This window comes from Methylocystis sp. JAN1, assembly GCF_052186135.1.
GTDB lineage: Bacteria > Pseudomonadota > Alphaproteobacteria > Rhizobiales > Beijerinckiaceae > Methylocystis.
Map to the genome: position 1 here is coordinate 740,910 of NZ_CP181499.1, position 13,990 is coordinate 754,899.

Sequence of the window (13,990 nt, forward strand, 5' to 3'; positions counted from 1 at the left end):
CGGGCGCTCCGTCCGCGCGGGGGTTAGCGGCTTGCGACGCTGAACAGCGCCAGAAGACTTACATTCAACAGGAAGGCGCCCGTGACGAGTCCCGCGCCAAGAGGCGTCGCTTCGCCTAAAGCGCTCAGAATCAGCGCGGGAAGAACCATCCACAGAAAAATGAAGTCCAGAGGCGGAAGCCCGAGGCCCAGCAAGCCGATCGTGCAGAACCAGTAGAGCGCCTGAGCGAGAGCGGCCGCGAAAACGGTTCGCCGGACGATTGGAAGCCGATCCTTCGCCATCGCCGACGCCTCCGTCCCGCGCGCGGTTATTTTTCTGGACTTGATCGAAGACGCCTCCATCCGCGAAGAACTTCTTCTGAATGAAGCAGAACAAGACCTCGGCCGATAGCGGCTAGATGTCGTAGAAGAGGGCTTCCTCGGCTTCCTGCTTCACGCGGTCGCGCATATCCTGAAGCGAACAGTTGTCGAGGACGTCGGAAAGCGCCTGCTGCGCGCGCTGCATGATGCGGCGGACCGCGCATGTGTTCTCGTCGAAACAGTCGTCGCAACGGCGGTAGCGGGTCTTGCTTGCGCAATGCACGGGCGCGAGCGGACCGTCTATGGCGCGGACAAGCTCGCCGACGGTAATCTGGGCGGCTGGGCGCGCCAGAACATAACCGCCGCCTTTGCCCATCTTTGAGTGGACGAAGCCCGAATTGCGCAGCTCACAAAGGATGGCGTCGAGAAACTTCTTGGGGATGCTCTGCTTCTCGGAAATCTCCATCACGGGAACGGGGCGGCCCGGCGCCGACTGCGCCAGATGCACCATGGCCTTGAGGCCGTATTTCCCTTTTTTGGTCAGCACGTGGACGGCTTCCTGGAAATCGAAGGTCCACTTTTCTACCGCGAAGGGCGTCACATAGTCAATTCTGTCTATAGACTATAGAGATTATGAATGTCGCTTTCCGGCCTGCAGCTTGAGGAGCGCCGCCACCAGCGCGTCGACGTCGGCGCATGTGTTGTAGAAAGCGAGCGAGGGGCGCACTGTGGCCTCCAGACCAAAGCGGCGGAGAATCGGCTGGGCGCAGTGATGACCGGCGCGCACCGCGATGCCTTCGCGGTCGAGCGCCTTGCCGACATCCACGGGGCTGTGGCCGTCGAGCACGAAGGAGAGAACCGAGGCCTTTTCGGCCGCCGTGCCGATAAAGGTCAGGCCCGGGACCATCCGCATCTTCTCGGTGGCGTAGACGAGGAGGTCGTGCTCGTAGCGCGCGATGACCTCCATGCCGATGCTCTCGACGTAATCAAGCGCCGCGCCGAGGCCCACCGCGTCGGCGATGTTGCCCGTGCCGGCCTCGAAACGTTCGGGCGCGGCCTGATAGACCGTCTTTTCAAAAGTGACGTCGGCGATCATATTGCCGCCGCCCTGCCACGGACCCATGTGCTCGAGCGCCGCGTCCTTGCCGTAGACGACGCCGATGCCCGTGGGGCCGAACACTTTGTGGCCGGAGAAGACGAAGAAGTCGCAATCAATCGACTGCACGTCAACCGGCATGTGCGAGACGGATTGCGCGCCGTCGATCAGCACGCAGGCCCCGTGGCGATGCGCCATGGCTGTGATCTCGCGCGCCGGCGTCACCGTGCCGAGCGCGTTGGAGACCTGCGTCACGGCGACGATGCGCGTCTTCGGATTGAGCAGCTTCTCATATTCTTCGAGAATGAGCTGGCCGCGATCGTCGACCGGCGCGACGCGCAGGCGCGCGCCTTTCTCGGCGCAGAGCATCTGCCAGGGAACGATATTGGCGTGATGCTCCAGCCAGGAGACGACGATCTCGTCGCCTTCCCTGACATTGCGGCGGCCCCAGGCCTGCGCGACGAGATTGATCCCTTCCGTCGCGCCGCGAACGAAGACGATGTCCTTGACGTTGGGCGCCTTCAGGAAGCGGCGCGCCTTCTCGCGCGCGGCTTCATAGGCGTCGGTCGAGCGCGCCGCGAGGGCGTGCGCCGCGCGATGAATGTTGGAGTTTTCGTATTCGTAGAAGTGAGCCAGCCGGTCGATGACGGATTGCGGCTTCTGGGTCGTCGCGGCGTTGTCGAGCCAGATGAGCGGCTTGCCATGGACATGCTGCTGCAGGATCGGAAAATCGCGCTTGACCCGATAGGGGTCGAAGGCCTGCCGCGTCTCGACGGTCTGGGGCGCAAGCTCGGGCGCGTAGCCCTGCGGCGTCTCCGCCCGCGTTGGTTCGGCGACCCCTGGGCGCCCGCCGCCATGGCTGACGAAATAGAGCGCGTCGTTCGCCGCCGGACCGGACTGGCCCGGCGCCGGGAAGCTCTCGAAGCCGCTGGAGAACCGCTCGCCGCCGACGGGCGGCGTGGCGAGAGACGCCGCGTCGGACAGGCGGTGCGGATCGGCTTCGGACGGGCCGTCGATTGCGAAGCTTTCGGGCGCCGGCGAAGCCGTCGCCTCGGCGAGCGCCGTCGCGCTCGGCGCCGATACCGGGACGGTGGTCGGGCCGAGTTCGGGCTGCGGCGGGACAGCCGGGGTAAGCGGCGAGAAATAGGTCGGCGCCGGCGCGGCCGGCGCGCTCGTGGGGACCGCCCGCTCGCGCAGGAAGTAGAGATTGTCGGCCGGCCCGGGCGAAACGCCGCCGGGCGCGCCTCCTTCGCCCGCGCCGATTCCCGGGAGAGCGGCGACACGGTCGGACGGCACGAGCGTCATATCGGCCGCAAGCAGGCGCGGGATCAGGCTGTAATCGACTTCGGACGGCGCGCCGGAGGGGCCGGAACCGCCCAACGAGGCGCCGGGCTGCGGAATGTGATCGAGGCCGAGCGGGCGCGTGGGCGATTGCAGCCCCGTCGGCGCCGCGGGCGCAGGAATATTTGGCGTCGGAACGACGGAGGGGATGGTGGTCTGGGGAACGTCGGGCGGGCCATACGAACTGCGCGCCGGCGCCAGAGGCGCGACGGTCGTGACGATGGAGGGGGCCGGGGCGTCGGGAAGGCTCGGCGTCAGCACCGGGGGGCCGAAGGGCGGCGCGGAGGCCGTCGGCTGAACCAGCGGTTGCTGGAAAAACGCGTTGGCGAGACGCGCGATCATGTCGGGTTCGATCATGGGCGCGGCGTGATGGCCGGCGTCCTGAACGGGAAGACTGTCGAGCGGCAGATCGGCGGAAGCGGGAATGGCGGGCTTCGCTGGCGACATGAAGGCGGCTTCCTCGGTTTGGCGATTGCGCCGGCGGCTTTTGGCCGCCGGCGGTCCTGTTGTGGGATCAGACGCGCTTGTCGCCGTATTCGTGGAACTTGCTCACATCGACATCCTCGAGCACGCCGAGGGCGTCATGCGTCAGCACGGCGGCCGAGCAGTAGAGCGAGATCAGGTACGACGCGATGGCTTTGCGGTTGATGCCCATGAAGCGAACGGACAGGCTCGGCGCCACCTCGCCCGGAACGCCCGGCTGGAAGAGGCCGATGACGCCCTGCTTCTTTTCGCCCGTGCGGAGCAGCAGGATGTTCGTCTTGCCGTTCTCGTCGATATAGAGCTTGTCGCTCGGCACGAGCGGCAGGCCGCGCCAGGTGATGAAGGGCGAGCCGAAGAGCGTGACGGTCGGCGGCGGCACGCCGCGACGGGTGCATTCGCGACCGAACGCCGCTATGGCGCGCGGATGCGCGAGGAAGAAGGCCGGCTCCTTCCAGACCTTCGAGATCAGCTCGTCGAGATCGTCCGGCGTCGGCGCGCCCAGGCGGGTCTTGATCCTCATCGACGGATGCGCATTGGCGAGGAAGCCATATTCCGCATTGTTAATGAGCTCCGCCTCCTGCTTCTCCTTCACCTTCTCCGTGAGCAGGCGGACCTGCTCCTGAATTTGATCGTAGGGATGATTATAGAGGTCCGAAACGCGGGTCTGAACGTCGAGAATCGTCGTCACCGCGTTCATCGAATATTCGCGCGGCGCATCTTCATAGTCGACGAAAGTCTCGGGCAGGTCGGCGTCGCGATCGCGCGCCGGGCTGCATTGCACGTCGGCGTCGCTCAACGCCGTCGCTTCCTTCACGCGATTGAGGCGGTATATGCCCGCTTCGACCGGCACCCACGGCAGGAAGGAAACGAGCCAGCGCGGCGTGATCCCCGACCATTGGGGGCGCGTTTTCGTGGCGTTGGCGAGCTGGCGCGCAGCCGCCTCGCTCAACGTTCGGCGAACTTCAGGTTCTGTAGTCATGCAAGCTTCCTGGAAAGGTCGACGGGCCGGCGGTCCCTCAGCGCGACGGCCGCGCCCGCGGAACCGGGCGCCAATAGGCGGAGCGCCAACGAGTTGCTTCCGACGCAACGGTAATTACACAAATGAACTTTCCGTTCAAGAGAAATAAAAAGTATTCGTTGGAACTAATATTTTCTAGTCTACTAATTATACATACGTTTGCAAACTCTAGCGAAAAGGTGAACCTTGGCCGAAGCTCCGAAAAAATCGCGCCGCCGCTATCAAATTTGAGATTGCTATTTAGTCTATAATCTTTATAGATAGATAATGAGCGCTCCCCCGCTCGAGCGTTTTGTAGGCAGGAAAGATGAATCAAACCAGCTTGGTCGGACCGAGCGCCGGCGCGATCGACGTCGCGCGCATCGTTTCGGAGCTTGCGGCTCTGCGAAAAAGATCCCAGACGAGCCGCTATGGAGGCGGGCGCCTGCCGGACCTGCCTTCGCGCGTCGCCGTCTTGGAGCTCGTCGAGTCGCTGGTCTCGGTTCTCTATCCGCGGCATTTCGGTCCCTATGAGCTGACGCCCGACGCCACGGACATCTTCATCGCGCGCACGCTTGATCGGGCCCTGCGCATGCTCAGGGAGCAGATTCGCCGCGAGCTCGAACTCTTCGCGAGCGACGTGGAAAGGAGCGGCGTCGATGGCCGCGCCGAAGAAATCACCCACGATTTTGCGCGCGCCCTTCCCGAAGCGCGCGCGCTGCTGGACACCGACATACGCGCGGCCTTCGCCGGCGATCCGGCTGCGAAAAGCCTGGATGAAGTGGTGTTCTGCTATCCCGGCGTAGCGGCCATCATCCGTCACCGTCTCGCGCACCAGCTCTATCTCCTCGGCGCGCCGATGATCGCGCGGATCGTGGCGGAGATTGCGCACGCCGAAACCGGGATCGACATCCACCCGGGCGCGACAATCGACGAAGGGTTTTTCATCGACCACGGCACCGGCGTCGTCATCGGCGAGACGACCGTCATCGGCAAGCGCGTGCGCCTCTATCAGGCCGTGACGCTCGGCGCGAAGCGTTTCGACGTCGACGAAAACGGCGCGCTCGAGAAGGGCAAGCCGCGTCATCCGGTCATCGAGGACGACGTCGTGATCTATGCGGGCGCCACAGTGCTCGGCCGCATCACGATCGGTCGCGGTTCGTCGATCGGCGGCAATGTCTGGCTCACGCATAGCGTGCCGCCGGGCAGCAACATCACGCAGGCCAAGGCGCGGATCGACGTCTTCGACCATGGCGCGGGAATTTGAGCGCGGCGGACCCGAGCGAGAGCGGAAGGAGGAGCGGATGACGATACAGAATTTGAGTTTCACTCCGGCGGCGAGGCCCGGCCGCGGGCGAATTTACGACTCGATTACGCAAACCACTGGCGATACGCCTCTCGTCCGACTCGATCGAATCGCGCGCGCGAAAGGCGTGAAGGCGAATATTCTCGCCAAGCTCGAATTCTTCAATCCGATCTCGAGCGTCAAGGACCGCATCGGCGTCGCCATGATCGAACGGCTAGAGAAAGACGGCCGCATCGCCCCCGGCCGCACCGTGCTGATCGAGCCGACCTCCGGCAATACGGGAATCGCGCTTGCCTTCGTCGCCGCCGCGCGCGGCTATCGGCTCATTCTCGTCATGCCGGAGGCCATGTCGATCGAGCGGCGGAAGATGCTTGCGCTGCTCGGCGCGGAGCTTGTCCTCACCCCCGCGTCGCAGGGCATGAAAGGCGCGCTGGCCAAGGCGGCCGAACTCGTCGCGCAATATCCGGACGCCGTCATCCCGCAGCAATTCGAGAATCCGGCCAATCCCGAGATTCATCGCACCACGACGGCGGAGGAAATTTGGAACGACGCGAATGGCGAGATCGACTTCTTCGTCTCCGGCGTGGGCACTGGCGGCACGATCACCGGCGTCGGACAGACGCTGAAACAGCGTCGCCAATCGTTGCGCGTCATCGCGGTCGAGCCCGAGGACTCCGCCGTGCTCTCCGGCCGGCCGCCGGGACCACATAAAATCCAGGGCATCGGCGCGGGCTTCGTGCCGCCGATACTTGACCGCGGCGTGATCGACGAAATCGTCACCATCGGCAATCAGACCGCCTTCGAGACGGCTCGCCTCACGGCGCGCCTGGAAGGCGTGCCGGTCGGCATTTCCTCAGGCGCCGCCATTTCGGCGGCGCTCGAAGTCGGCGCGCGACCCGAGGCGGTCGGAAAAAATATCGTGGCGATCGTCCCTTCTTTCGCGGAGCGTTATCTGTCGACGCCTCTTTTCGATGGTTTGTGATCGACCGGATTGATGACGAATCGTAAGGATTTGTAAGGGAAGCGCGTTGCGCTCCCTTTCGCGATGGATGGCTGCAAGGAAACGATTCTGCGACATTGGCGCAGGGCGCCAGCGGCTTTTCACCGGGCCGGGGTTCTGGGGGGCTCCTCGCCGATGAAGACGCCGTCTGTCCAGTAGCCAGCCTTCAAAACCTTCCCTGACTTGTCGGTAAGAACGCCGCGGCCATTCGGTCGGTCGTTCTTGAACTCGCCGGTCCATTTGTTCCCGTTTGGGCTCATATAGACGCCAGCGCCTTCGCGGCGATCGTTTTTGAAGCCGCCGCTATATTGCTGGCCGTCGGGATAGATGATGGTTCCCTGGCCATGCCGTCTGTCATCCTTGAATTCCCCGACATATTTCGCCCAGTCGTCATAGGTGTAGGCCCCCTGGCAACCGGTCCACGCCACCTTGCGGCTCGCCGGACAGGGCGGCAATCCTCCGCTTTGCGCCGAGGCGCATGAGGGCGCAAAGAGCGCCAGCAGGGCGAGCGTGAAAGACGAATGGAAAAGCGCCGACGACATCTTGCTTTCCTTCAATGCGCGAGCGGCGATGGACGCAGCTGGAAGTTTACGACGAGCGGCGCGGAATAGGTTCCCGGCGTCTTGCCCGGCGCGCCGGGCGCGGGCGCGTCAACCGCTTCAATATGGAAGGGCGTGCGATTGCCCGACGTCGCCCAGAGGCCGCGTCCTTTCCAGCCGGCCGACGGATCGTCGATGCGTCCGTCGATTCCCTTGGCGTAAAAGCCCATGGGATAGGGCACGCGCAGCTCGACAATCCGGCCGTTCACGAGGGCGTGCAGCGAGTCCGATTGATTGCCCGTGGCGAAAGGCGTGTTCGCGCCGAGGCCGAGAATGTCGTGCTGGTCGACCCAAGCGTAATAGGGCGTCTCGGCGGCTCCGGGCGCGCCAGCGAAGCCGGGGCCCGGTAGCGGATAGAAGCTCCAACCTTCGGGGCACTTCTCGCCCTTTTCGGCGGCCGGGCCGTTCAGCGGCCCCTTGCATTTGCGGCGATCAAAGCTTGCAAGATGACCGCTGCCGAGCGCCGCCCAGAACACGCCGTTCCGATCGACGTCGGCGCCGCGAACGCCATAGCCGGGGAGCGGAATTTTATAGACCTCCGTCAGCGCCGTCTCGGGCGGATTGGACCCGAGCGCGATTCGCACCGCGTAACCGGGGAAGGTAAGGTTGGAGCCCCAGACCGAACTGTCGAGCGGGCTCCAGGAGACGCTGTAAAGTCCATAAGGCGCGCGCGTGTCCTTGGCGGGGTCGACCGGCTTTCCGGGCTGGTTGTAGTCCTCGGAACGCTTGCCGTCGCCATTGGTGTCGACGACAAGCGGCGTCCAGCCTTGTGACTGCGCCGCGTCCCCCGTCTCCCAGAATTTCTTCGTGTTGACCCAGCCGAGAAGGGCCAGTTCGCCCTGGCCGACATTATTGAGGAAGAGCGTGTCGTTCTTGTCCCCGGCGAAATTCAGATGATGCGATCCGAAGCAGGTGTCGATGAACGACCATTTTCCGGTCCGGGGGTCATAGACCGAGACCTGGCGGGCGTTGCCGATGAAGCCCTCTCGCTTCTCCGGCAGGGGGTAGAGCTGCGCCGAACGTAGGGGCGAATTTTTTGTGCAATAATCCGGAACGTTCTTGGGCGACCGCACCTGCGCGGCGAAATAGACGCGGCCCTCGGAGTCCATCGTCGGCGTATGCGCGTTGAACTTCGAGTTCCAGAGCGCCTCGTCGCCAAAATAAGGCGAGGGCTCGATCACCGGATTGGCGAGGAGCGAACTCGGCGCGTCCGCGTCGCGCAACTGCGCGGGAAGTAGGGTTTTCGTGTTCTTGACAGGATCGAGCGTCGGCACGTCGTCGCTTCCGAGCTCGGTGGCGCCGTAGATCGGTCCATACGGATTGACGGTCGGCTTGCGCTTATCCGTCAAGGCGAGGTCATGGAGATAATGCCTCGCATCAGCATAATCGCGGACGGTGACGACGATGTTTCGTTCGACGCCCGCCGGGCGGGGCGGGGTCTCATGCGGCAGAACGCCGGCCGCGATCCGATCCGTCCAATCCGCAAACAAGGCAAGCTGCCCGCCCTCACTCGAATCGAGACGGGCGACGCCGTTGATCATCGCCGTTCCGCCTTGTCCCGATTGCAGTCTTCGGCGCCAGGCCTCGACCGAGGAGTCAAAATGACCGAGGGCGCCCGGGATCATGCGCGTGGCGACATTGCCGAGCTGATGGCAGGGGCCGCAGCCATTCGTCTTCACGAGATCGAGCCACTGTTCCTGCGACCTGAAGTTTTCCGGCACGCCATTGCCGTTCGGCCCCGTGCCGGGAAATTTCTCGCGGCCGGGGACCTTCAACAGAGACAGCCAGTAGATAGGCGGATAATATTGCGCCGCCGCCGAGAGACTCGGCGCGACGACAGCTTGCAGGTCGACTCTCCGCCCCGGCGCCGCTTGGGTTTTGGGAGAGTCGACGAGGCCGTAGCCTCGCACCCAAAGGCGGTAATTCGCTTTCGGCAGGTCGGGAAGGGCATATCGCCCCTCTTCGTCGGTGACGACCATCTTCGCGAAGCGAACGCCAAGCTCGGTCGTCTCGGCGATGACCCAGACCCCCGCCTCGGGGCCGACGCGGCTCGCCACCACGCCGGCAATATCATCGGCGTCGAAAGTGAGCGCCGTTTCGGCCGCCGCCGGCGCGGCGGTCGCCGAGAGAGCCAAGGCGATGGAGATATGGCGTTTCATGCGGTCTTTCCTGGCGGCGACCGCCGCTGGAACGGCGGCGCGGAAGCAGACTAGCACAGAAATATATCCACAAAAAGTGTAATGTATGTGCGCGGGGACGAGGCGCATCCATAATCATCTGATTCTAGGTAATAAATACCGACGCGCGTGGCGCATCCAGCGATGCCGTCGCTTATTGCATATAAAAATTGTATAGTTATAATCGCACATTCTCGCGATCGGGCCGGATCAGGGATCCCGTGGCGGAGAACGAACGTCCGCCGGCGTCGGTTCCTTGCTTAAGCGTCCGCGGCCGTCGCTTTTCGCGCCAGGCGGCGCAGCGCGGCGAAGCTGAACGGACGCAGGCTCGACGAGAGAGACCAATGAGCGAGGTCGACTTATGTTTCATGTCTATCTGGTCAAGATCGGCCCGAGCGCCGTCGGCGTCGTCGCCGACGCGCCGGAAGGTTACCGCTTCTACGCCATCGAGCAATCTTTCAACGAACTGGAGAACCTCGTCTTCGACAGCGCGGAAGACGCCAGGAGCGCCGCAGCTCTTTTGTCAGACCGTTTCTAGCTCCATGGCGCCGAACGGGCAAAGGGATCGACCATGCACAATCTGTCCAAAACGGCGCTCGGCGCCATCGCCGTCGCGAGCCTCGCCGTCGCGCTCCATATTGTCCTTCCCGGGCATGCGGAAACCGCAAACGGCTTTATCCGCCTCCTACCCGAGGACGCGCCTTTCAAGGCTCCACTGGGCTTGGGGCCGTCGCAAGCCGTCCTATATGGCGATCCGTCGAAGCCCGGCATTTACGTCGTGCGAAACCGCTTTCCGCCGGGCGCGCACTCCAATCCGCATTTTCATTCCCAGGATCGGCATGCGACCGTCATCAGGGGCGTCTGGTATACGGGCGTCGGCGAGAAGATCGACTTTAACAAGGCCGTTCCGCTGAAGGCGGGCTCCTACATGCTCCACCCTGCCAACGGCGTGCATTGGGACGGGGCCGGCGAGGAAGAGGTCGTCGTGCAGATTATCGGCGTCGGGCCGGTGACGACGACGCCGGCGGGCGCGCCTGATCCCCAGGACGGCAATTGGCCAAAGCCGAAATAATCATCGCAAAATCTGGGCGTCGCGGTGCCCGCGGTTGCGCAAGGAGGCGATGCTTGTGCGATCGAGAATGAGCGCGATCGAGTCGCGCACGTCCAGCATGATGTCGCGGATCGCGCAGGCGTCCTCGTCCGGGCAATCCGCGCACCGCTGGTAGGCCGTGCGGCTCGCGCAGGCGATGGGCGCCAGCGGGCCGTCGAGAATACGAATAATCTGGCCGACGGTGATCTTTTCGGCGGGCCTCGCAAGCTGATAGCCGCCTCCCTTGCCTTTGCGGCTATTCAGAATGCCCGCATTTCGCAATTCGACGAGAATGGCGTCCAGGAACTTCCTGGGTATGTTGTTCGCGACGGCGATGTCGCCGGCGAGGCACTTGTCGTCCGCCGCGGCGAGATGGATGAGCGCTTTCAGGCCATATTTGGCTTTGTTCGAGAGCATTTTTCTCTGGAGGCTGGGAAAAGCCGCCTTCGCCTGAGTGAAGCGGGGCGACCTCGGTCAGGCTTTCCGAGGCTAATAGTAGCTATCTATCATATGGGAAGACAGGGGGAAAGTCGGCCGGACCTTGCCTGCGCAGGTCTCGGAACAAGACTTCAAAATATCGGGAAATCCAAAAGCTTACGAAAATGGTGACGAGCGTCCCGGGCTCGGGAGAAGCGCGCTTCGGACGGCAAAGCGCTGGGGCGAGCCCGGGACGCCTCCAAGCGCCTACTGCGCCGCCGAGGCGGCCTTGGCGCCCGAACCGGCTCCTTCCGAGACGAGGGCCACTTTCACATAGCCGGCGGCGTTGATGACGCCCATCGCTTCGGCGACCTTGCCATAGGCGACGGCCTTGTCGGCCCGCACATGAATGCGGCGGTCCTTGTTGTTCTCGCTGTTCTCCTTGAGGACGGCGAGGAGGCCGTCGGTAGTGCCCGCCTCTTTCTTGTCGACAAAGTAGGAGCCGTTGGCGTCGACGCTGACGACGATGGGGGGCTGTTGATCGTTGAGCTGTTTCGCCGCCGTCTTCGGAAGATCCACAGGTATGCCCGAGGTCATGAGCGGCGCTGCGACCATGAAGACGATGAGCAGCACCAGCATGACGTCGACGAGCGGGGTGACGTTGATGTCGGCGATGGGCTGCGAGTCGAATTCGGAATCGTGCTTACGCAACGCGAAGGCCATTGCGCTCTCCTCTCTTTGAAAGCTGACGGGACAGTTCCACTTCGAAGACGCCGACAAACGAGGCGAGGCGCTTGCCATAGGCGCCGATGTCGCCGCTGATGCGATTGTAGAAAATGACGGCCGGGATGGCGGCTACGAGGCCCAAGGCGGTCGCGAAGAGCGCTTCGGCGATGCCCGGCGCCACGACCGCGAGGCTCGTATTGTTCGAGGCGGCGATGCCCTGGAAAGAGTTCATGATGCCCCAGACGGTCCCGAACAGACCGACAAAAGGCGCGACCGCCCCGATCGTCGCAAGGAACGGCAATCGCGATTGAAGATGATCGAGCGCGCTCGAGCTTGCGAGCTGCGCAACGCGATGGACGCGCTCCTGCAATGAATCCCGCTGCGCTTCCGTATGGATGAAATCGGCGGAGCGCGCATGCTCGTCGACCATCGCGTGATAGACCTGGACGAGCGGATCGTTTGGCGGAGCGCCCTCAAAGCTCGCGGCGACCGCCGCGACAGGCAGGCCCTCCTGGATGCTGGCGATCAGCCTGTCGGCGCGCTTATGCAGGATGCGCAAGCGGATGAGTTTCTCTGCGATCACCGCCCAGCCCCAGGCCGAAGCGATGATGAGCAGGATGATGACGCTCTTTACGATCGCATCCGCCTGCAGGAAAAGCTCGATGGGCGTCAGCGTATGCGCGAGCGCGGCCGACGCTGTGTTGGCGACTGGTTCTGCCATTTCTTCACCTTTTCTTTTCGAAGATGGTTCAGGGGCTGAAAGTGATGACGCCCGAGAGCGAAACGGGCTTGCCCGGCGCTTGCACCGAGCCGCAGCGTCCGCCAAGTCGACTTGCGATGGAGTCGAGAGGTCCTTTGCCCGAGGGCGAGATTGAATAGGACGTCATCGACCCCGTGGCGCTGAACGTTGCATGATAGGAAACGCGCCCGGGGAGCGGCGCATCGAAACTGGACGCCGCGCGTTGCATGCAGGCGTGGAACTGGTTGGCGATCACGGAAGGAGATGCGCCGGGCGGCGCGGCTGGCGCGCGAGCAGCGGGCGCTTCCGTGCGCGGTCCCGCGGTCGTCGCCCGCGGCGCCGCAGTCGTCGGCTTTGCGTCGGTGCGTGGGCGGACCGGCTTCTCGATCTTCTTTTCTACTTTAGGGATAGGTTTTTGGATTGGCTTTGGCGCGGGCTTCACCTCCTCGACCGGCGCGATCGGGTCCAGCAACGGCGGCGGCGGCTCGGGAAGCGTCAATTCCTCGAGCGGCGGCGGCGTATCCTCCGGCGGAGGCTCTTCCACCGGAATGGGCGCCAGTTCGATCACTTGCTGTTCTTCGATCGGCGTTTCGGCCGTTTTGAAGGAAAGCGTCACAACCGCTCCAAGCAATAGCGCGTAGACCGCCGCGGCGCCGATTTGCGCCGAATAATGCGGTCGCTGCGGCTTGGGTTGAAGGAGTCCCTGGACGCCGTGCGGGTCCCAGAGAGCCTCATCGCCTGCATCGGATGCGGCTTCGAATTTCGGCGCAACAGCACTCGCCATCAAGAACGCCCTTTCTCGTCGAACATGCACCCATCGGTAGACTATAAATCCTATCGATGCAATAGATAAATTGGCAAGCGCGCGCTGCATCTCGCTTTGAAAATTCAGAGGGCGCTTCGATCCTCAAAGGATGAAGCCCCCTCGTCTGCGGCGCTGCCCGTCAGATCATTTCGTAAGCACGGGCACGGCGAGCGGTCCGGCGGCGAAATGGTAGTTCACGCCCGCGCGGACGATATGGCCAGCGCTTTGCACATTCGCATTCCAAACGCCGCGATTGGCGCTGTAGGAGACGCCAGTGTCGGCGAGCCATGCGTACAGATATTCCCCCTTGAAAGAGAGCTGATCGTTCCAGGCGTATTCGAACCCCGCGCCGGCGGCCCAGCCGGGACGAAGCGTCGGGCCGGAGTTGAGCTGGCCATAGGTGAAGGGCGGGAACGCGGTGAAGTTGTTCGAGACGAAATTTGTCCCGTAAGCCAGACCCGCCGTCACATAGGTCAGCCAGCGCGGAGCGATAAGATAGCCCGCGCGTCCTCTGAACGTGCCGAGAACGCCGGTGACGGTCGAACTCGGATAACTCCAGCCGGTCTGCGCCGCCTGGATAAAGCCGCGATAGCCAAAATCCGCTTCGGCGCCGAGGACGACCCTCTCGCTCCATTGCCAATTGTAGCCAAAGGTTCCTCCCCCGATGAATGCGGCGCCGCGCAACGGCGTTTGATTGACCAGGGTGAAAGCGCCCTCGCCGAGAAGGGCGCCTGCATAGAGCCCGACATATCCGCCTTGCCAACTGAAGGCAGGCGGCGGCGGAGGCGGCGGGGGCGACTTGGCTTTTGGGAGATCCGCGGCGAGGGCGGGATTTGCGAGATAGAGGGCGAAGCCTGTCAAAATGCAGACGCGTTGAAGCTTTTTCATGATTTGAACTCCTGGAGTGCGATGTCG

General features: G+C 63.5%; 15 protein-coding genes. 4 read left to right on the forward strand and 11 right to left on the reverse strand.

The genetic code is table 11. The features are described from left to right. Positions 1–23: 23 nt before the first annotated feature. From ACNHKD_RS03470 to ACNHKD_RS03485, 4 genes are all read right to left on the reverse strand, one after another. Positions 24–281 carry a hypothetical protein gene (locus tag ACNHKD_RS03470; RefSeq protein ID WP_442755729.1) on the reverse strand — a complete coding sequence of 86 codons (258 nt, stop codon included), beginning with the start codon at positions 279–281 and terminating at the stop codon, positions 24–26. A gap of 112 nt (positions 282–393) precedes the next feature. Further along, positions 394–846, reverse strand: a complete 453-nt coding sequence (locus tag ACNHKD_RS03475; protein ID WP_442756831.1) for an RrF2 family transcriptional regulator — start codon at positions 844–846, stop codon at positions 394–396. An 84-nt stretch (positions 847–930) separates the two neighbouring features. Continuing rightward, positions 931–3,183 (reverse strand): family 2A encapsulin nanocompartment cargo protein cysteine desulfurase, encoded by a 2,253-nt coding sequence (locus ACNHKD_RS03480; RefSeq protein ID WP_442755730.1) that lies wholly within the window; start codon positions 3,181–3,183, stop codon positions 931–933. Positions 3,184–3,250: 67 nt separating this feature from the next. Continuing rightward, on the reverse strand, positions 3,251–4,198 hold the full coding sequence (locus ACNHKD_RS03485; RefSeq protein WP_442755731.1) for a family 2A encapsulin nanocompartment shell protein: 948 nt from the start codon (positions 4,196–4,198) through the stop codon (positions 3,251–3,253). 346 nt (positions 4,199–4,544) lie between these two features. Here ACNHKD_RS03485 and epsC point away from each other — a divergent pair, with 346 nt between their 5' ends. Next, positions 4,545–5,483, forward strand: coding sequence for a serine O-acetyltransferase EpsC (gene epsC, locus ACNHKD_RS03490; protein WP_442755732.1), 939 nt, complete (start codon positions 4,545–4,547; stop codon positions 5,481–5,483). A 37-nt stretch (positions 5,484–5,520) separates the two neighbouring features. Further along, the gene (gene cysK / locus ACNHKD_RS03495) at positions 5,521–6,504 is read left to right on the forward strand and encodes a cysteine synthase A (RefSeq protein WP_442755733.1); all 984 of its coding nucleotides are present in this window, start codon (positions 5,521–5,523) and stop codon (positions 6,502–6,504) included. A 119-nt stretch (positions 6,505–6,623) separates the two neighbouring features. On the opposite strand, the gene ACNHKD_RS03500 is transcribed toward cysK, so the two are convergent. Beyond that, positions 6,624–7,064 carry an MORN repeat-containing protein gene (locus ACNHKD_RS03500; RefSeq protein ID WP_442755734.1) on the reverse strand — a complete coding sequence of 147 codons (441 nt, stop codon included), beginning with the start codon at positions 7,062–7,064 and terminating at the stop codon, positions 6,624–6,626. A gap of 11 nt (positions 7,065–7,075) precedes the next feature. Continuing rightward, positions 7,076–9,280 (reverse strand): carboxypeptidase-like regulatory domain-containing protein, encoded by a 2,205-nt coding sequence (locus ACNHKD_RS03505; protein WP_442755735.1) that lies wholly within the window; start codon positions 9,278–9,280, stop codon positions 7,076–7,078. 379 nt (positions 9,281–9,659) lie between these two features. Between ACNHKD_RS03505 and ACNHKD_RS03510 the strand changes: the two genes are divergently transcribed. Together ACNHKD_RS03510 and ACNHKD_RS03515 are read left to right on the forward strand one after the other, a co-directional pair. Continuing rightward, positions 9,660–9,836: a hypothetical protein gene (locus ACNHKD_RS03510; RefSeq protein ID WP_442755736.1), complete on the forward strand. Its 177-nt coding sequence runs from the start codon at positions 9,660–9,662 to the stop codon at positions 9,834–9,836. A gap of 33 nt (positions 9,837–9,869) precedes the next feature. Further along, a complete protein-coding gene (locus ACNHKD_RS03515) occupies positions 9,870–10,370 on the forward strand; it encodes a cupin domain-containing protein (RefSeq protein ID WP_442755737.1) in 501 nt (166 codons plus the stop codon). Here ACNHKD_RS03515 and ACNHKD_RS03520 read toward each other — a convergent pair whose 3' ends face one another. The 5 genes from ACNHKD_RS03520 to ACNHKD_RS03540 form a co-directional block, all read right to left on the reverse strand. Then, the gene (locus ACNHKD_RS03520; RefSeq protein WP_442755738.1) at positions 10,371–10,805 is read right to left on the reverse strand and encodes an RrF2 family transcriptional regulator; all 435 of its coding nucleotides are present in this window, start codon (positions 10,803–10,805) and stop codon (positions 10,371–10,373) included. Between the two features lie 267 nt (positions 10,806–11,072). After that, positions 11,073–11,528 (reverse strand): protein TolR, encoded by a 456-nt coding sequence (gene tolR / locus ACNHKD_RS03525; protein ID WP_442755739.1) that lies wholly within the window; start codon positions 11,526–11,528, stop codon positions 11,073–11,075. Further along, complete coding sequence (locus tag ACNHKD_RS03530) at positions 11,509–12,252, reverse strand: MotA/TolQ/ExbB proton channel family protein (protein ID WP_442755740.1); 744 nt, start codon at positions 12,250–12,252, stop codon at positions 11,509–11,511. Before ACNHKD_RS03530 ends, tolR begins: the two co-directional genes overlap by 20 nt. A gap of 28 nt (positions 12,253–12,280) precedes the next feature. Further along, positions 12,281–13,054, reverse strand: coding sequence for a hypothetical protein (locus tag ACNHKD_RS03535; RefSeq protein ID WP_442755741.1), 774 nt, complete (start codon positions 13,052–13,054; stop codon positions 12,281–12,283). Positions 13,055–13,219: 165 nt separating this feature from the next. Next, a complete protein-coding gene (locus ACNHKD_RS03540) occupies positions 13,220–13,963 on the reverse strand; it encodes an outer membrane protein (protein WP_442755742.1) in 744 nt (247 codons plus the stop codon). Positions 13,964–13,990 lie beyond the last annotated feature (27 nt).